The sequence below is a fragment of the Burkholderia stagnalis genome (assembly GCF_902830275.1).
GTDB lineage: Bacteria > Pseudomonadota > Gammaproteobacteria > Burkholderiales > Burkholderiaceae > Burkholderia > Burkholderia stagnalis.
In genome coordinates this window covers 102465-118640 of the sequence record NZ_CADESW010000006.1, presented here as the reverse complement: position 1 = coordinate 118640, position 16176 = coordinate 102465, and the positions used below count along the sequence as shown (strand labels likewise).

Genomic DNA, 16176 nt, shown 5'->3' with positions numbered 1-16176 from the left:
GATCGCAGGCAAGCGCGGCTTGCGCGAATCGCAGGCGCGACACGGCCCCGCAGCCGTGCGCGAGGCGCATGGCCGCTGACGAAGGGGCGCAGCGGGTATCTGGACGATCCGCGCTGCGCGCGACGATCAGGCCGGCGTCCGTTTTGCGTGGCGACGCGACATGCGGCAACGCATGCGCGTGCGCGATCCGTCACCGGTCATGCGACACGGCGGACGTGATGCGGGCAAAACGGACGACGTCGGGAAAAGAGAGGCGCTATGGCAGCAGCGAAGCGACGTCGTCGGTGTGGATGGCGACGAATGCGCGTGCGGAGACGGCGTTGTGACGCCGGACGGAACGACGGGACAGGATGGTGTAGATGGACAGATGCAGCAGGCGAGGACTATGCCAGCCGCAACTGCCGTCGGAGATGGTGGATGCCGCGCTGCGCAGACTTCGCGCATCGCCACGATCCCACCTCACCAGAGGGCCACGGACTCTCACGATTACACTCGCTGGTTCGTTGAAAGTATTGAACACCTGATTGCCGGAACGCGCGGGGCGTTTAAATAATCGAGGCGCCGGTCGGGCGTCATTCACATCGACGGGCATCGATTTTTGCGTTGCAATAACGCGATTCGTTGCACATGACGGCTCGATGACGCTGACCTGAGAGCCAGCATATACGAGCCAAAAACGGCGTCAAATGTTTTTTAACGGTCCCCGATCAGGGCTTACCCCAAGCACTGCGAATAAAAAATGCGTAAAAGGAATGATCTGAAAGCCGTCGATTATTTCGAACGCCTTTCAGGGTTTTCCCCGTCAATATACGCCATAAAGTGATTAGAATATTCAACGGCCGTTCAACGCGTCGTCTCCCTCTTTCCTCGCACTTATCGTGTCCGAAACCGAATCGATGTCCACCGAAGTCGCCGAGCGGCTGCGCTACGTGCGCAACAAGCACGGGCTGTCGCAACGCGAGCTCGCGAAGCGCGCCGGCGTCACCAACGGCACGATCTCGCTGATCGAACAGGGCCGCGTGAGCCCGTCGGTCGGCTCGTTGAAGAAGCTGCTCGAGTGCATCCCGATGAGCCTCGCGGAGTTCTTCACGTTCGAGCTCGTCGAATCGCGCACCGTGGTGTCGCGCCGCGACGAGATGCCGAACCTCGGCAACGACGCGCTCGCGTTCCATCTGGTCGGCGCGGGCGTGAAGGATCGCAACATGTGCATCATGCGCGAGATCTACCAGCCGCACGCCGATACGGGGCCCGAGATGCTCGCGCACGCGGGCCACGAGGGTGGCGTCGTCGTGTCGGGCCGGCTCGAGCTCACCGTCGACGGCGCGACGTGGCTGCTCGACCCCGGAGACGGCTACTACTTCGAAAGCCGTTTGCCGCACCGTTTTCGCAATCCCAGCGCGGAGCAAGTCTGCGAGGTCGTCTCGGCCAATTCGCCGCCGACCTTCTGACCGAGCTTCACCGCGCTTCACTGCACTCGCCGCCCGTTGCGCGACAGGCATGCCGCCCGTGCGCGGCGAGTGCCACAACATTGAGGCATCCTGATGAGTAAGTTGACTTTGGCGGACTGGCAGGACAAGGCGGCGTCGCTCGCGATCGAAGGGCGCGCATTCATCGACGGCGCATTGCGCGACGCGTGCACCGGCAACACGTTCGACTGCGTGAGCCCGATCGACGGCCGCGTGCTCGCGAAGGTCGCCGATTGCGGCGAAGCCGACGTGAACGCGGCGGTGGCCGCCGCGCGCCGCGCGTTCGACGCGCAGGTGTGGGCGGGGCTGAACCCGCGCGCGCGCAAGGCGGTGCTGCTGCGCTGGGCCGCGCTGATGCGCGAGCATCTCGACGAGCTGGCGCTGCTCGAGACGCTCGACGCGGGCAAGCCGATCGGCGACACGACGACGGTCGACGTGCCGGGCGCCGCGTATTGCGTCGAATGGTTCGCGGAAGCGATCGACAAGATCGGCGGCGAAGTGGCGCCGGCCGATCATCACCTGGTCGGGCTCGTCACCCGCGAGCCGGTCGGCGTCGTCGCCGCGGTCGTGCCGTGGAATTTCCCGATCCTGATGGCCGCATGGAAGTTCGGCCCCGCGCTCGCGGCCGGCAACAGCGTCGTGCTGAAGCCGTCGGAGAAGTCGCCGCTCACGGCGATCCGCGTCGCGCAGCTCGCGCACGAAGCGGGCCTGCCGGCGGGCGTGTTCAACGTCGTGCCGGGCGCGGGCGAGCCCGGCAAGCTGCTCGCGCTGCATCGCGACGTCGACTGCATCGCGTTCACCGGCTCGACCGCGGTCGGCAAGCTGATCATGCAGTACGCGGCGCAGTCGAACCTGAAGCGCGCGTGGCTCGAACTCGGCGGCAAGTCGCCGAACATCGTGCTGCCCGATTGCCCGGACCTCGACCGCGCGGCGCAGGCCGCGGCCGGCGCGATCTTCTACAACATGGGCGAGATGTGCACCGCGGGCTCGCGCCTGCTCGTGCATCGCGACATCAAGGACGTTTTCATCGAAAAGCTCGTCGCGGCCGCGCGCGCGTACGTGCCCGGCAACCCGCTGGACCCGTCGGTGTCGATGGGCGCGATCGTCGACGCGATCCAGCTCGAGCGCGTGCTCGGCTACATCGAAGCGGGGCGCAGCGAAGGCCGGCTCGTGACGGGCGGTGCGCGGGTGAGGGCGGAGACGGGCGGCTTCTACGTGGAGCCGACGGTGTTCGAGGTGCAGCCCGATGCGAAGATCGCGCGCGAGGAGATCTTCGGGCCGGTGCTGTCGGTGATCGCGTTCGACGACGTCGACGAAGCGGTGCGCATCGCCAACGATTCCGACTACGGGCTCGCGGCGGCGGTATGGACGTCGAACCTGACGACTGCGCACGAGGTGTCGCGGCGCCTGCGCGCGGGCACCGTGTGGGTGAACTGCTACGACGAGGGCGGCGACATGAACTTCCCGTTCGGCGGCTACAAGCAGTCGGGCAACGGCCGCGACAAGTCGCTGCACGCGCTCGAGAAGTACACCGAGCTGAAGTCGACGCTCGTGCGGCTGCGCTGACGCCGGGCCGCCGGTTCCCGCGTCGTGTGTCGCGCGGGAACCGGCGCCGTGCGTCAGGCGGCGCGCAGCGCGGGATGGAAGCCTGCGGCCTCGATGATCGACTGCACGCGTTCCGCCGGTTGCGTCGATTCGACCGTCACGCGCTTCGCGGCGACGTCGATGTCGAGCTTCGCGCCCGGATCGGCCGCGGTTACCGCGCGGGTGATCGCGTTCGCGCAGCCGCCGCAGGTCATGTCCTGAACTTCGAATTCCATGGTTCCCTCCAGAGTTGACGAGTGTGCACAGCCTGAAGCTTGCCACGATGGGAAGGTCAAGCGGGCGCGCGACGATGCGCAGGATACCGTGCGCGGCGTCCGTGTAGCGACAGCAATTCGTAAAGGTGTAATCAGACGAATATCGATTCGGTCCAAAGCGTCAGTCGGCATTTATCCTGATTGACCGTAAGGCGCCGGAATAGGGGATGAGGAAATTCCTTTCCCGACAAGGGTTTGCAAAACGATGTGAAGCGTGATCTCCATTGCGCAATCAAGGGCATTTGATGCGGAAATGCGAATCGATCTTAATATCAGTCACTTCCGATACTCATTTCCATTCCGCCATGAACCGTTTCGCTTTCGGCTTCGCGCTCGCCCTGCTGGGTGCATCGGCCACGTCCGCCTTCGCCGCCGACGACGTCGTCAACCTGACGCTGAAGGATCACAAGTTCGCGCCCGCGGGCGTGACGATCCCGGCCGGCAAGAAGGTGAAGTTCGTCGTGCAGAACCTCGACGCGACGCCCGCCGAATTCGAAAGCGACGACTTCAAGGCCGAGAAGGTGATCCCCGCCGGCAAGACGGCCGAGATCCTGGTCGGGCCGCTGAAGGCGGGCACCTACGAGTTCCACGACGAATACCACGAAGCGCAGTCGAAGACGCAGCTGATCGTCAAGTAAGCACGCACCGCCATGTTGTCCACTGCCCTGATCGTTTTTCGTGAAGTGCTCGAGGCCGCGCTGGTGGTCTCGATCGTGATGGCCGCCACGAAGGGCGTGCCGCGCCGCGGCTGGTGGGTGAGCGGCGGGCTCGTCGGCGGCGTGATCGGCGCGGGCTTGATCGCGGCGTTCGCCGACGTGATCTCGAACTGGGCGTCCGGGATGGGGCAGGAGGTGTTCAACGCGGGCGTGATGTTCGTCGCGACGCTGATGCTCGCGTGGCACACCATCTGGATGAGCAAGCACGGCCGCGAGATGGCGATGCACATGACCGAAGTCGGCCGCGCCGTCGCGGCCGGCAGCAAGCCGCTGACGGGGCTGGCCATCGTCGTCGGCGTCGCGGTGTTGCGCGAGGGCTCCGAGGCCGTGCTGTTCCTGTACGGGATCGCGGCCGGCGACCCGGGGCAAACGCCGCAGATGATCGTCGGCGGGCTGCTGGGCGTGCTCGGCGGCGCGGGGCTCGGCTATGCGATGTATGCGGGCCTGCTGCGGATTCCGATGAAGCGCCTGTTCTCCGTGACCAACGGCCTGATCATCCTGCTCGCGGCCGGGATGGCGAGCCAGTGCGTGGGCTTCCTGCTGGCGGCCGGCCTCGTGCCGTCGTGGGGCGATGCGGTGTGGGATACGGCCTGGCTGCTCAAGGATACGAGCCTCGTCGGCAAGGCGCTGCATACGCTGATCGGCTATACGGCGCGTCCGGCGGGCATCCAGATCGCCGCGTACGTCGGCACGCTCGTCGCGATCGTCGTGCTGACCCGGCTCGTCGGCCGGCCGCAGGGGGCGATCCACCCGCCACGGCGCGCCGCCTGAGTCGCGGGCTCGAATGCAAAAAGGGGCGTCAGCTTACGGCTGACGCCCCTTTTTTCGTCACGCGGTGCCGTTCGGCCCGCTCGTTCAACGATGGTTGTCGATCCACGCGCGCGCCCATTCGAGGCCGGCGGCGCGCGCTTCGTCTTCCGTATCGAACACGCCGAGCACGCTCGACGCTTCGACGAGCTTGTTGTTCTGCGTGATCGTGCCGCTCGCCGCGAAGCGCTCGGGCTGCATGATCTCGTCCTGCTGCAGGATTGCGTGGCCCCAGATCTGGTAGCCGTGGTAGGTTTCCGCTTCCATTATCGTGTCACCTTGGCTGGGCCGTTGCGGGTGCCGACGCGCAGCACGTTGCCGTCCGGCGTGTATTGGCGCGGGATGTCGGTGAAGGCGAGACCATGCGGCGAATCCGGCGCGTCAGGCTGCATCACCGTCAGCCGGCCCGGTGCGGGCTGAGCGACGGGGCGCGCGGCCGGCGTGGCGGCGGATGCGGCGCCGGGCGCCGGCATGCGATGCGCGCCCGTCTTCAGCGTCTGCGTGGCTGGCGCAACGTGGTGCTTGTGCGGCTTCACGGCCGCCTTCTGCTGCGCGGCGGCATGCTTCGCGGGGGCGGCCGCGTGCGCGTCGGGGGCGTGCGCCGCCGGCGGGCGCGGCGCGGCCGTGCGCGCCTCGGGCGGATTCCACACCTCGACGTAATGGTCGGCTGCCATGCCGGGCGTCGTGAACGCCAGTGCCAGCAAGCCGCATCCGATCAGTCTCACCATGCTTTCTCCGTCAGTTGCGCCGTCGGCGCGGAATTACTCCACCGTCACCGATTTCGCGAGATTGCGCGGCTTGTCGACATCGGTGCCGCGCGCGCAGGCCGTGTGATACGCCAGCAGCTGCAGCGGCACGACGTGCAGGATCGGCGACAGCTGGCCGTAGTGCTCCGGCATCCGGATCACGTGCAGGCCTTCGTCGTTGACGATATGCGTGTCGGCATCCGCGAACACGTACAGCTCGCCGCCGCGCGCGCGCACTTCCTGCATGTTCGACTTCAGCTTCTCGAGCAGCGTGTCGTTCGGCGCGACCGTCACGACCGGCATCGCTTCCGTGACGAGCGCGAGCGGGCCGTGCTTCAGTTCGCCGGCCGGATACGCCTCGGCGTGAATGTACGAGATTTCCTTCAGCTTGAGCGCGCCTTCGAGCGCGATCGGGTAATGCAGCCCGCGGCCGAGGAACAGCGCGTTTTCCTTGCGCGCGAACTCCTCCGACCACGCGATGATCTGCGGCTCGAGCGCGAGCACGCTGTTCAGCGCGGCCGGCAGGTGGCGCAGCTGCTTCAGGTATTCCGCTTCCTGCGCGGCGTCCACATGGCCGCGCAGCTTGCCGAGCGTCGCGGCCAGCACGAACAGCGCGACGAGCTGCGTCGTGAACGCCTTCGTCGACGCGACGCCGATCTCGGTGCCCGCGTGCGTCAGGAACTGCAGCTCGGTGAGGCGCACCATCGCGCTCGTCGCGACGTTGCACACCGCGAGCGTATGCGTATGGCCGAGCGATTGCGCGTGCTTGAGCGCCGCGAGCGTGTCGGCCGTCTCGCCCGATTGCGAGATCACCAGCACGAGCTGGCGCGGGTTCGGCACCGATTCGCGATAGCGGTATTCGCTCGCGATCTCGACCTGGGTCGGGATCTTCGCGATCGATTCGAGCCAGTATTTCGCGGTGAGGCCCGAGTAGTAGCTGGTGCCGCACGCGAGGATCAGCAGGCTGTCGATCTCGCCGAACGCGGCGGGCGCCGCATCGCCGAACAGCGTCGCGTCGAACGCGTCGGCCTGCGGGATCGTGTCGCTGATCGCGCGCGGCTGCTCGAAGATTTCCTTCTGCATGAAGTGCCGGTACGGCCCGAGCTCGACCGCGCCGCCGTACGCGCTGACGACGCGCACTTCGCGCGTGGCCACCGCGCCGTGGCGGTCGACGATCTTCACGCCGTCGAGCGACAGCTCGCAGACGTCGCCTTCCTCGAGGAACGTGAAGTGATCGGTGCTGCCCGCGAGCGCGAGCGCATCGGACGCGAGGAAGTTCTCGCCGTTGCCGTAGCCGACCACGAGCGGCGAGCCCTGGCGCGCGCCGACGACGGTGTGCGGCTGGTCCTTGTGGATCACCGCGATCGCATACGCGCCGTGCAGCTGCTGCACCGCTTCGCGCACGGCGGCGAACAGGTCGCCGCGATACAGGCTATGCACGAGGTGCGCGATCACCTCGGTGTCGGTTTGCGACACGAATTCGTAGCCCTTCGCGCGCAGCGCGTCGCGCAGCGGCTCGAAGTTCTCGATGATGCCGTTGTGGACGAGCGCGAGCGCGTTCGACGAGAAGATCGGGTGCGCGTTGTGCGTGACCGGCGCGCCGTGCGTGGCCCAGCGCGTGTGCGCGATGCCCGTCGTGCCTTCGAGGTGCGATTCGCGCACCTGCGCGTCGAGGTCGGCGACGCGCGCGACACTGCGCGCGCGCTTCGGCGCGCCCGGTTCGAGCACGGCGACGCCGCACGAATCGTAGCCACGGTATTCGAGGCGCCGCAGACCTTCGATCAGCACCGGAACGATATTACGTTGCGCAACTGCGCCGACAATGCCGCACATGGAAACAGTCCTGTAAGTCGAAGCGGGCGCAACCACGGCGCCCGCAGGGTGTTCAGCTTTTCTTCTTGACCGGGCGGACGTAGCCGCTCTTCGCGGTCTGCGTCTTCTCGTTCAACGCGAGGAGGCCGTCGGCGACGTCCTTCCAGATCGTCGTGCCCGCGGCGATCGTCACGCCGCGGCCGACATGCACCGGCGCGACCAGCTGCGTGTCCGAACCGACGAACACGTCGTCCTCGATCACGGTGCGGAACTTGTTCGCGCCGTCGTAGTTGCAGGTGATCGTGCCGGCGCCGATGTTCACGCGCGCGCCGATGTCGGCGTCGCCGATATACGTGAGGTGGTTCGCCTTCGAGCCGTGGCCGATCACCGCGTTCTTCACCTCGACGAAGTTGCCGACGTGCGCTTCGTCGGCGAGCTGCGTGCCCGGGCGCAGCCGCGCGTACGGGCCGATCACCGTGTGCGCGCCGAGTTCGGCGCCGTCGATGTGCGTGAACGCGTCGACGCGCGTGCCCGCGCCGATCGACGCGTTGCGGATCACGCAGTTCGGGCCGATCGCCACGTTGTCGGCGAGCGTCACGTTGCCTTCGAACACGCAGTTCACGTCGATCGACACGTCGCGGCCGCAGCGCAGCGTGCCGCGCACGTCGAGCCGCGCCGGATCGGCGAGCGTCACGCCGTCGGCGAGCAGGGTGTCGGCGAGCGTGCGCTGGTGGACGCGCTCGAGCTCGGCGAGCTGCGCCTTGCTGTTCACGCCGAGCGTTTCCCATTCGGCGTCCGGCTGCGCGGTGACGACTTCGAAGCCGGCCTCGATCGCGAGCTCGACCACGTCGGTCAGGTAGTACTCGCCCTGCGCGTTGTCGTTGTTCAGCGCGCCGAGCCACATCGCGAGCTGCGCGGTGGGCGTGACGACGATGCCGGTGTTGATCTCGGCGATCTTCTGCTCCTCCGGCGACGCGTCCTTCTGCTCGACGATGCGCGTGACGAAGCCGGCCGGGTCGCGCACGATGCGGCCATAGCCGGTCGGATCGTCGAGCGTGACAGTCAGGATGCCGTAGCGGCCGTCGCGCGCGGCGTCGACGAGGCGCTCGAGCGTGGACACGCGGGTGAGCGGCACGTCGCCGTACAGCACGAGGGTCGGCTGCGCGGGATCGAGCAGGGGCAGCGCCTGGCGCACCGCGTGGCCGGTGCCGAGCTGCTCGGCCTGCACCGCGAACTGCACGTCGGGCGCGGCGACCGCCGCCTGCACCTGCTCCGCGCCATGGCCGACGACGACCACGAGCCGGGACGGCTGCAGTGCGCGCGCAGTGGCGATGACGTGGGAGAGGAGCGGCCTGCCGGCCAGGGGATGGAGCACTTTCGGCAGCGCGGAACGCATGCGCTTGCCGGTGCCTGCCGCCAAAATCACGATATTCATGGCGCCAGCTTGTCAGAGGAGTTCGAAGCCGTCCATTTTAGCATGCGGCCCCTGTCGTTCCGGGCCTGTCGCGGCGGGGCGACAGCGCCGGAACGAGGCCGCGGGGCCCGGTTCCGGCGGGTGTTCGGGCCCTGCTTACAGGTCGTCGAACTGGACGATCGAGATCGGTTTCGCGGCGCCCGGCGCGGCGGTCTCTTCGCCGGACGCGCACGGCTCCTCGTCGAACGCGATGTCGCCCTGCGGATCGGCCTCGCCGCTCGCGCGCAGCGACGCGAACGGGAACAGGCCCGTATCCATCAGGTGCGACGGCACGACGTTCGCGAGCGCGCTGAACATGTTGTCGACGCGGCCCGGGAAGCGCTTGTCCCATTCGCGGATCAGCGCCTTCATTTCCGCGCGCTTCAGGTTCGGCTGGCTGCCGCACAGGTTGCACGGGATGATCGGGAATTCGCGCAGCTCCGCGTATTTCTCCAGATCGGTTTCCTTCACGTATGCAAGCGGGCGGATCACGACGTTCTTGCCGTCGTCCGACTGCAGCTTCGGCGGCATTCCCTTCAGCTTGCCGCCGTAGAACATGTTCAGCAGCAGCGTCTGAAGGATGTCGTCGCGGTGGTGGCCGAGCGCGATCTTGGTCGCGCCGAGCTCGCCGGCCACGCGGTACAGGATCCCGCGGCGCAGCCGCGAGCACAGCGAGCAGGTGGTCTTGCCCTCGGGCACGAGCCGCTTGACGATGCTGTAGGTGTCCTGGTTCTCGATGTGGAACGGCACGCCGACCTGCGTCAGGTACTCGGGCAGCACGTGCTCGGGAAAGCCCGGCTGCTTCTGGTCGAGGTTCACCGCGACGATGTCGAAGTCGATCGGCGCGCGCTCGCGCAGGCGCAGCAGCACGTCGAGCATCGCGTAGCTGTCCTTGCCGCCCGACAGGCACACCATCACCTTGTCGCCGTGCTCGATCATGTTGTAGTCGCCGATCGCCTGGCCGACCTGGCGCACGATGCGCTTGAACAGCTTGTTGTTCTCGTACGCTTCTTTTTGCTCGCGGCGCGTCAGCGCGGGGCGGCCGGTGTCGGCCGGCGCGGCAGCGGCGGCCGAATCATTCAGATGGGGGGTATGGGGGGCGTTCATGCTCGCTCCTCGTCCTTGATGCGAAAGACCTCGACGCCGACGGCGTCGCAGTCCGGATAGGCGTCCGGTTTCTCGGTACGGACGCGTACCGCGCGCACGGCGTCGTGCGCCAGCAGGTGCGCGGCGATCGCGTCGCACAGCGTTTCCTGCAGGTGGATGTGGCCGCGCGCCAGGCATTGCGCGACGCTCTGCTTCATCAGATCGTAGTCGACGACTTCGTGCAGCCGGTCGTCGACCGGGGTGGAGCGCGCGAGCGGCACGAACAGGTCGACGTTGATGACGACGCGCTGCTCGCCGCGCTTCTCGTGCTCGAAGGCCCCGATGTTGATGTGCACCTCGTAGTCGCGCAGGTAGAGCCTGCGGCAATCCGCGAGGCGGGGGTGCAGGAGGGCGGAATGCATGGTCGTTCCAGTCAAATTGGCGTGCGCGCACGCAAAGCGGCGCGGGCGGCGGCCATCACGGCGTGCGCCCGCGCGGTTCATTCGGGCCGGCGGCCGGCGGCACCGCCAGGTGCTCGCCGCCGTCGACGGTCAGCGTCGCGCCGGTGATGCCGGGCGCGTCCGCGAGGTAACAGGCCGCCGTCGCGATGTCGTCCGCGTGCGGCGCCCGCCCGCGCACCAGCGCCGCGACCCGCACCTTCGGCGCCAGCGACAGCGCCAGCGCGGCGCTCGCGCGGTTCAGCGCGGCCTGCATCAGCGCGTGCGACAGCTGCCCGGGCGCCGGGTGAAACAGCGCCTGGTCCAGCACGTGGATTGCGCACGCGCGCAGCGCTTCGTCCGTGCGCGCGGCGTCGGGCGTCGCGTCCGCCAGCGCACGGGCCAGCGCGAGCGGCGCGGTGACGTTGCGCGCGAGCGCGGCGGCGAGCGACGCATGGCACACCGTGTGCGCGTCGTCGGCGCCCGCCGGCACGCCATGGAACACGACGCAGGCCGGGCGGCCCAGCGCCGCGCCGCATGCCGCGACAAGCCCGGCGGCCTCGGCTTCGAGGGCCAGATCGGCGTCGAGCACGGCGGCGCGGCGCCCGAGCGCGCGGACCTCGGCCACCAGCGCATCGGCAGCCGCGGGCGGCGCGTCGCGGCCGCGCTGCAGTGCGACGTCCCAGCCGCGCCCGGCGAACCCCGTGGCCAGCGCGCGCCCGATCGACGCGGCGTCGGCCGCGCTGTCCAGGGCGCCCGCGATGAGCACCACGCGTGCGCTCGACGTATCGGCTGAAACGGTCATTTACAATGCCGGGATGAACCCGAAAGCTCACGAACCCGCTAGTTTACCTGCTCCCGGCCCCGACGCGCTTGCGCAGTCCGAAACCCTCGCCACGCAGCTGCGCGGCGAGATCGCGGCGGCCGGCGGCTGGTTGCCGTTCTCCCGCTTCATGGAACGCGCGCTGTACGCGCCGGGCCTCGGCTACTACAGCGGCGGCGCGCGCAAGTTCGGCCGGCGCGCCGAGGACGGCAGCGATTTCGTCACCGCGCCCGAGCTGTCGCCGCTGTTCGCGCAGACGCTCGCGCGGCCGGTCGCGCAGGCGCTCGCGGCGAGCGGCACACGCCGCGTGATGGAGTTCGGCGCGGGCACCGGCAAGCTCGCGGCGGGGCTGCTCGCGGCGCTCGACGCGCTCGGGGCCGAGCTCGACGAATACCTGATCGTCGACCTGTCCGGCGAACTGCGCGAGCGGCAGCGCGACACGATCGCGGCCGCCGCGCCGGGCCTCGCGGCGAAGGTGCGCTGGCTCGACGCGCTGCCCGAGCGGTTCGACGGCGTCGTGGTCGGCAACGAGGTGCTCGACGCGATGCCGGTGCGGCTGTTCGCGAAGGCGGACGGCGCGTGGCACGAGCGCGGCGTCGCGCTCGACGCGCGGCAGGCGTTCGTGTTCGAGGATCGTCCGGCCGCGCCGGCCGACGTGCCGCCGGCGCTGGCCGCGCTCGACGCCGCCGACGGCTACGTGACCGAGACCCACGAGGCGGCGCTCGCGTTCACCCGCACCGTCTGCACGATGCTCGCGCGCGGCGCGGTGTTGCTGGTCGACTACGGCTTTCCCGCACACGAGTACTACCACCCGCAGCGCGACCGCGGCACGCTGATGTGCCACTACCGCCATCGCGCGCACGACGATGCGTTCCTCTATCCGGGGCTGCAGGACATCACCGCGCACGTCGAATTCACGGGCATCTACGAGGCGGGCGTCGCCACCGGCGCCGACCTGCTCGGCTACACGTCGCAGGCGCGCTTCCTGCTGAACGCGGGCATCACCGACGCGCTCGCGCAGATCGATCCGTCCGACGCCGCGCAGTTCCTGCCCGCGGCGAACGCGGTGCAGAAGCTGATTTCGGAGGCGGAGATGGGCGAGCTGTTCAAGGTGATCGCGTTCTCGCGCGGCATCGACGGCACGCTCGACGCGTTCGCGCGCGGCGACCGCTCGCACGCGCTCTGACGGGCACCGCCGATGCTGCGCTGGCTGATGGCGTCGTTCGTGGCCGTGATGATCCTCACGCGCTGCTGGCCGTGGCTCGGCCGGCTGGGCGTCGGGCGGCTGCCGGGCGACGTGACGCTCACGCTCGGCGGGCGGCGCTACCCGTTCCCGTTCATGTCGACGCTGGTGATCACGATGCTGGTGTCGATGGTGGCGCGGCTCGTCTGACGCGCGGGCGGCGCGCGCGTCACAGCTCGATCTCGCCGAGGATGCGATGGGCGAGCGCCTTCGCCTCGTTGAACGCTTCTTCCTCGTTGGTGCTCGTACTGCCGACGTCGTACACCGTGTTGTCCGGCGATTCGCCTTCGTCGCGGCTCAGGATCACGTAACCCTGGAACTGGCCGTTGCCGGCGTGCCGGGTATGCGCTTTCGCCGTGTAGATGCCCTTCGTGAACGTGTTGGTGTCCATGATGCCTCTCCCGCAAAAGGACACTTCATCGTAGCACTGCGCCGCAACATGTACAGCGCCGCGTGCATGGCGGCGGCCGGCCGCCGCCCGCATCCTCAGCGTTCGAGCAGCGCGACGACTTCGTCGAGCGTCGGCGCGTGCGCGCCGGTGCGGCGGCACGCGGCGGCGCCCGCCGCGAGCGCGAACGCCAGGTGCTCGCGCCACGGCCGCTGCGGCGCGGCCATCAGGCTGAACAGCATCCCGCCGATCGACGCGTCGCCCGCGCCCACCGTGTCGACGACCTCGACGCGCGGCGGGCGCGCTTCGTGCGTGCCGCCGTCGGCGATGAGCGTCGCGGCATCCGCGCCGCGCGTGACGAACAGCGCCGCGCGCGGATTGATCCCGCGCAGCGCGGCGATCGCGTCGGTTTCGCTGCCGCCGAACAGGTGCCGCAAGTCCTCGTCGGAGACCTTGATCAGGTCGGCGAGGCCGGCCATCTTCTCGAGCGTCGGCCGGTACGCGGCCGTCATCAGGTTCCGGTAGTTCGGGTCGAAGCTGATCTTCACGCCGCGCGCGTGCAGCTCGGCGGCAAGCGCAACGAGCGTGCCCGCGAGCGGTTCGCGCACGAGGCTGATGCAGCCGAAATGCGCCCATTTCACGTGCGCGGCCCAGCCGGCCGGCAGCCGCGCCGGGTCGAACGCGAGATCCGCGCTCGCGTCGCCGATGAAGAAGTACGCGGGCGGCTGCGTTTCGTGCACGATCGCGAGCAGCGGCGGCCGCGCGACGCGCTGCAGGAAGCGCAGGTCGAGCCCGGCCGCGTCGCTCGCGCGCCACAGCGCATCGGAGAAGCAGTCCTCGCCGATCGCGCCCGCGAGCGCGCTCGGCACGCCGAGCCGCGCGACCGCGCGCGCGACGTTCCAGCCGGCGCCGCCCGGCACCGACGCCCAGTGCGCGTCGCCGGTGCGCACCATGTCGGTCAGGATGTCGCCGGCCGACACGAACGCCGGGAGGGCGTGGTCGTTCATTGCGTCGGTTCGCTGCGCGCCGCGCGCGCGAGCGTCGCGAGCACGTCGTAGCACGCGCCCATCGTGTGATAGTCGGTCTTGCCGGCGGGGCTCTTCTCGTCGCTGTACTTGCGGTTGTCGCAGGTGAGGATCCGGAACCACGCGCCGTAGCGGTGATCGACGAAGTGCGCCCAGCTGTAGCGCCAGATCTCGTCGTACCAGTCCCAGAAGCGCTCGCCGCCGGTGCGCGCGCCGAGCATCGCAGCCGCCGCGAAGCTTTCCGCCTGCACCCAGAAATACTTGTTGTGGTCGCAGATCGTGAAATCGGGGCCGAAGCCGTAGCAGAGCCCGCCGTGATCGGCGTCCCACGCGTGCGCGAGCGCCGCGTCGAACAGCTCGGCCGCGCGCGGCACGAGCCAGTCGAGCGGACGGTGCCGCTCGAGGATCAGCAGCAGCTTCGCCCATTCGGTCTGGTGCCCGGGCTGGAAGCCCCACGGCCGGAAGATGTTCGAGCTGTCCTCCTTGTTGTAGTCCCAGTCGACCGACCAGTCCGCGTGGTAGTGCTCCCACACGAGCCCGCCCGACAGCGCCGCCTGGCGCTGCGTGATGTTCGTCGCGAGCTTCTCCGCGCGGTCGAGGTAGGTGAGGTGGCCGGTCGCCTCGTACGCGGCGAGCAGCGCCTCGGTCATGTGCATGTTCGCGTTCTGGCCGCGGTAGCTCGACACGATCCAGTTCGGCGTCGCGTCGTCCGCGTAGAGGCCCGCGGCGGCATCCCAGAAGCGGTGCTCGGCGAGTTCGTAGGTGGCGGCGATCAGCGGCCGCGCCTCGTCGATGCCCGCCATCGTCGCGTGCGCGGCCGCGAGCAGCACGAACGCGAGGCCGTAGCAGTGCCGCGTGCCGTCGAGCGTCGCGCGCTTCGCGCCGTCGCGCCAGTCCAGCTCCCAGTCATAGCCTTGCAGCGCGTCGTCCCAGTGCGCGTCGCGCAGGAAGCGCAGCCCGTGGCGCGCGTAGTCGAGATGGCGCGGATCGCCGAAATGCCGGTACGCCATCGCGTAGTTGAAGACGAACCGGCAGCTGCTGACGAGATGGCGCGACGTGCGGTTGTACACGCTGCCGTCGTCGCGGAAGTAGTGATAGAAGCCGCCCGTCGGGTCGAGCGCGTTCGGCGCGTAGAAGCGCAGCGTGTCCTCGACGTGCGACAGCAGGAACGACGGATCGCGGAAGCTCGCGACGAACGGCGCGGGGTGCGCGTGCGCGGCCGGCGCAGCCGGGCTGGGTTGGACCGGGGGCGTAGTCATGATTCGGTGAGCGTCGTGTCGAAGGCCGGCGTCGCGGCGGGCTGGCTGCTGGCCCGCACGATCAGTTCGACGGGCAGCCAGATCTCGGTGTGTTCCGGGGAATCGGCGAGCAGCAGCTCGACGCCGCGGCGGCCGAGCGCTTCCTTGTCGACCGCGAGCGTCGTGAGCGGCGGGCTCGCGTGCGCGGCGGCGGGAATGTCGTCGAAGCCGACGATCGCGATGTCGCCCGGCACGCGCAGCCCGCGCGCGAGGCACACCCGCTGCGCGGCGAGCGCGGCGGCGTCGTTGTACGCGAATACGGCGTCCGGGCGCGGGCCCGGCGCGTCGAGCAGCTGCTGCATCGCGCGCGCGGCGCCGGTGTCCGGGTCGAGCCCCGCATCGATCGTCATTTCGTAGGCCGGGTCGAACAGCCGCCCGGCCTCGAAGAACGCGCGCCGGTAGCCGATCGCGCGCTGCGTGATGCTGTAGTGCGCGGGCGAGCCGCCGATGAACGCGATGCGGGTGCGGCCCGTGGCAAGCAAGTGGCGCATCGCGAGCGCTGCGCCGGTCGCATTGTCGATGTTGACCGAGCGCAGCCCGGGCGCCCACAGGTCGATCAGCACGAGCGGGCGGCCGGTCGCGGCGAGCGCCTCGATCGTCTCCGGTTCGATGAAGCCGGCCACCGCGACCGCGTCGGGCGCGTGCGGGCGCATCTGGCGCAGCACGTCGTCGTTCGGGCCGACGGTCAGGAGCGTCGGCACGATGCCGCGCTCGCGGCACGCGTCCTCGACGCCGTGCAGCACGTGCGAGAAGAACGGGCTGGCGGGAAACCGGTTGTGCTGGCGATGCAGCAGGAAGGTGAGCCGGCGGATGCGCGGCCGCAGTTGCGCGGGATCGTAGCCGAGGCGCCGCGCGATCTCGACGATGCGCGCGCGAGTGGTTTCGGACAGCCCCGGCTGGTTCTTCAACGCGCGGGACACGGTGCCGATCGAGACCTCTGCCGCCCGCGCCACGTCGCGAATGGTGGTGCCCATCGTTCGGAATCCGGGTTTGTTTAGGGTGACGGCGATTGTATAG

Annotated in this window: 19 protein-coding genes; 6 read left to right on the top strand and 13 right to left on the bottom strand. The window is 69.2% G+C overall.

Annotated features, from left to right (window positions below; translation table 11 throughout):
* Positions 1-256 precede the first annotated feature (256 nt).
* A complete protein-coding gene (locus HWY45_RS36825; protein ID WP_081059603.1) occupies positions 257-484 on the bottom strand; it encodes a hypothetical protein in 228 nt (75 codons plus the stop codon).
* Positions 485-896: 412 nt separating this feature from the next.
* Between HWY45_RS36825 and HWY45_RS13170 the strand changes: the two genes are divergently transcribed.
* Both HWY45_RS13170 and HWY45_RS13165 read left to right on the top strand, forming a co-directional pair.
* Positions 897-1448, top strand: a complete 552-nt coding sequence (locus HWY45_RS13170) for a cupin domain-containing protein (protein WP_059566578.1) — start codon at positions 897-899, stop codon at positions 1446-1448.
* 93 nt (positions 1449-1541) lie between these two features.
* Positions 1542-3032 (top strand): aldehyde dehydrogenase, encoded by a 1491-nt coding sequence (locus tag HWY45_RS13165; protein WP_059886475.1) that lies wholly within the window; start codon positions 1542-1544, stop codon positions 3030-3032.
* 53 nt (positions 3033-3085) lie between these two features.
* Here HWY45_RS13165 and HWY45_RS13160 read toward each other — a convergent pair whose 3' ends face one another.
* Positions 3086-3286: a heavy-metal-associated domain-containing protein gene (locus tag HWY45_RS13160; protein ID WP_059803399.1), complete on the bottom strand. Its 201-nt coding sequence runs from the start codon at positions 3284-3286 to the stop codon at positions 3086-3088.
* A gap of 344 nt (positions 3287-3630) precedes the next feature.
* On the opposite strand from HWY45_RS13160, the gene HWY45_RS13155 reads away from it, so the two are divergent.
* Both HWY45_RS13155 and HWY45_RS13150 read left to right on the top strand, forming a co-directional pair.
* Entirely contained in the window at positions 3631-3963 is a 333-nt protein-coding gene (locus HWY45_RS13155; RefSeq protein ID WP_059886473.1) for a cupredoxin domain-containing protein, read from the top strand.
* 12 nt (positions 3964-3975) lie between these two features.
* Positions 3976-4812 (top strand): FTR1 family iron permease, encoded by an 837-nt coding sequence (locus HWY45_RS13150; RefSeq protein WP_059566388.1) that lies wholly within the window; start codon positions 3976-3978, stop codon positions 4810-4812.
* 84 nt (positions 4813-4896) lie between these two features.
* On the opposite strand, the gene HWY45_RS13145 is transcribed toward HWY45_RS13150, so the two are convergent.
* From HWY45_RS13145 to HWY45_RS13115, 7 genes are all read right to left on the bottom strand, one after another.
* Entirely contained in the window at positions 4897-5115 is a 219-nt protein-coding gene (locus tag HWY45_RS13145) for a hypothetical protein (protein WP_059566389.1), read from the bottom strand.
* Positions 5115-5576, bottom strand: a complete 462-nt coding sequence (locus HWY45_RS13140; protein WP_059566390.1) for a hypothetical protein — start codon at positions 5574-5576, stop codon at positions 5115-5117. Before HWY45_RS13140 ends, HWY45_RS13145 begins: the two co-directional genes overlap by 1 nt.
* A 33-nt stretch (positions 5577-5609) precedes the next feature.
* Positions 5610-7427, bottom strand: a complete 1818-nt coding sequence (gene glmS, locus HWY45_RS13135; RefSeq protein WP_059803394.1) for a glutamine--fructose-6-phosphate transaminase (isomerizing) — start codon at positions 7425-7427, stop codon at positions 5610-5612.
* A gap of 52 nt (positions 7428-7479) precedes the next feature.
* Positions 7480-8841: a bifunctional UDP-N-acetylglucosamine diphosphorylase/glucosamine-1-phosphate N-acetyltransferase GlmU gene (glmU, locus tag HWY45_RS13130; protein ID WP_059886471.1), complete on the bottom strand. Its 1362-nt coding sequence runs from the start codon at positions 8839-8841 to the stop codon at positions 7480-7482.
* Between the two features lie 135 nt (positions 8842-8976).
* Positions 8977-9966, bottom strand: coding sequence for a tRNA 2-thiocytidine(32) synthetase TtcA (gene ttcA, locus HWY45_RS13125; protein WP_059566393.1), 990 nt, complete (start codon positions 9964-9966; stop codon positions 8977-8979).
* The gene (locus tag HWY45_RS13120) at positions 9963-10367 is read right to left on the bottom strand and encodes a dihydroneopterin aldolase (RefSeq protein WP_059566394.1); all 405 of its coding nucleotides are present in this window, start codon (positions 10365-10367) and stop codon (positions 9963-9965) included. The genes ttcA and HWY45_RS13120 overlap by 4 nt, the downstream gene beginning before the upstream one ends.
* 55 nt (positions 10368-10422) lie before the next feature.
* The gene (locus HWY45_RS13115; RefSeq protein ID WP_059886469.1) at positions 10423-11187 is read right to left on the bottom strand and encodes an SDR family oxidoreductase; all 765 of its coding nucleotides are present in this window, start codon (positions 11185-11187) and stop codon (positions 10423-10425) included.
* Between the two features lie 13 nt (positions 11188-11200).
* Between HWY45_RS13115 and HWY45_RS13110 the strand changes: the two genes are divergently transcribed.
* Entirely contained in the window at positions 11201-12391 is a 1191-nt protein-coding gene (locus HWY45_RS13110; RefSeq protein WP_059803484.1) for a class I SAM-dependent methyltransferase, read from the top strand.
* 12 nt (positions 12392-12403) lie between these two features.
* On the top strand, positions 12404-12598 hold the full coding sequence (locus HWY45_RS13105; protein WP_017334475.1) for a DUF2905 domain-containing protein: 195 nt from the start codon (positions 12404-12406) through the stop codon (positions 12596-12598).
* Between the two features lie 19 nt (positions 12599-12617).
* Here HWY45_RS13105 and HWY45_RS13100 read toward each other — a convergent pair whose 3' ends face one another.
* The 4 genes from HWY45_RS13100 to HWY45_RS13085 all read right to left on the bottom strand — a co-directional run bounded on the left by HWY45_RS13100 (position 12618) and on the right by HWY45_RS13085 (position 16133).
* Positions 12618-12839: a hypothetical protein gene (locus tag HWY45_RS13100; protein WP_059566397.1), complete on the bottom strand. Its 222-nt coding sequence runs from the start codon at positions 12837-12839 to the stop codon at positions 12618-12620.
* A 95-nt stretch (positions 12840-12934) separates the two neighbouring features.
* Complete coding sequence (locus HWY45_RS13095; RefSeq protein ID WP_059886467.1) at positions 12935-13843, bottom strand: carbohydrate kinase family protein; 909 nt, start codon at positions 13841-13843, stop codon at positions 12935-12937.
* Positions 13840-15120, bottom strand: coding sequence for an AGE family epimerase/isomerase (locus HWY45_RS13090; RefSeq protein ID WP_059566399.1), 1281 nt, complete (start codon positions 15118-15120; stop codon positions 13840-13842). Before HWY45_RS13090 ends, HWY45_RS13095 begins: the two co-directional genes overlap by 4 nt.
* Positions 15117-16133 carry a LacI family DNA-binding transcriptional regulator gene (locus HWY45_RS13085; RefSeq protein WP_059566400.1) on the bottom strand — a complete coding sequence of 339 codons (1017 nt, stop codon included), beginning with the start codon at positions 16131-16133 and terminating at the stop codon, positions 15117-15119. Before HWY45_RS13085 ends, HWY45_RS13090 begins: the two co-directional genes overlap by 4 nt.
* Positions 16134-16176 lie beyond the last annotated feature (43 nt).

What these genes read in the sequence shown, in the direction of transcription:
- HWY45_RS13170 (WP_059566578.1), top strand. Translation starts at nt 897, where the DNA reads ATGTCCACCGAAGTCGCCGAGCGGCTGCGCTACGTGCGCAACAAGCAC.
- HWY45_RS13165 (WP_059886475.1), top strand. Translation starts at nt 1,542, where the DNA reads ATGAGTAAGTTGACTTTGGCGGACTGGCAGGACAAGGCGGCGTCGCTC.
- HWY45_RS13160 (WP_059803399.1), bottom strand. Translation starts at nt 3,286, where the DNA reads ATGGAATTCGAAGTTCAGGACATGACCTGCGGCGGCTGCGCGAACGCG.
- HWY45_RS13155 (WP_059886473.1), top strand. Translation starts at nt 3,631, where the DNA reads ATGAACCGTTTCGCTTTCGGCTTCGCGCTCGCCCTGCTGGGTGCATCG.
- HWY45_RS13150 (WP_059566388.1), top strand. Translation starts at nt 3,976, where the DNA reads ATGTTGTCCACTGCCCTGATCGTTTTTCGTGAAGTGCTCGAGGCCGCG.
- HWY45_RS13145 (WP_059566389.1), bottom strand. Translation starts at nt 5,115, where the DNA reads ATGGAAGCGGAAACCTACCACGGCTACCAGATCTGGGGCCACGCAATC.
- HWY45_RS13140 (WP_059566390.1), bottom strand. Translation starts at nt 5,576, where the DNA reads ATGGTGAGACTGATCGGATGCGGCTTGCTGGCACTGGCGTTCACGACG.
- glmS (WP_059803394.1), bottom strand. Translation starts at nt 7,427, where the DNA reads ATGTGCGGCATTGTCGGCGCAGTTGCGCAACGTAATATCGTTCCGGTG.
- glmU (WP_059886471.1), bottom strand. Translation starts at nt 8,841, where the DNA reads ATGAATATCGTGATTTTGGCGGCAGGCACCGGCAAGCGCATGCGTTCC.
- ttcA (WP_059566393.1), bottom strand. Translation starts at nt 9,966, where the DNA reads ATGAACGCCCCCCATACCCCCCATCTGAATGATTCGGCCGCCGCTGCC.
- HWY45_RS13120 (WP_059566394.1), bottom strand. Translation starts at nt 10,367, where the DNA reads ATGCATTCCGCCCTCCTGCACCCCCGCCTCGCGGATTGCCGCAGGCTC.
- HWY45_RS13115 (WP_059886469.1), bottom strand. Translation starts at nt 11,187, where the DNA reads ATGACCGTTTCAGCCGATACGTCGAGCGCACGCGTGGTGCTCATCGCG.
- HWY45_RS13110 (WP_059803484.1), top strand. Translation starts at nt 11,201, where the DNA reads ATGAACCCGAAAGCTCACGAACCCGCTAGTTTACCTGCTCCCGGCCCC.
- HWY45_RS13105 (WP_017334475.1), top strand. Translation starts at nt 12,404, where the DNA reads ATGCTGCGCTGGCTGATGGCGTCGTTCGTGGCCGTGATGATCCTCACG.
- HWY45_RS13100 (WP_059566397.1), bottom strand. Translation starts at nt 12,839, where the DNA reads ATGGACACCAACACGTTCACGAAGGGCATCTACACGGCGAAAGCGCAT.
- HWY45_RS13095 (WP_059886467.1), bottom strand. Translation starts at nt 13,843, where the DNA reads ATGAACGACCACGCCCTCCCGGCGTTCGTGTCGGCCGGCGACATCCTG.
- HWY45_RS13090 (WP_059566399.1), bottom strand. Translation starts at nt 15,120, where the DNA reads ATGACTACGCCCCCGGTCCAACCCAGCCCGGCTGCGCCGGCCGCGCAC.
- HWY45_RS13085 (WP_059566400.1), bottom strand. Translation starts at nt 16,133, where the DNA reads ATGGGCACCACCATTCGCGACGTGGCGCGGGCGGCAGAGGTCTCGATC.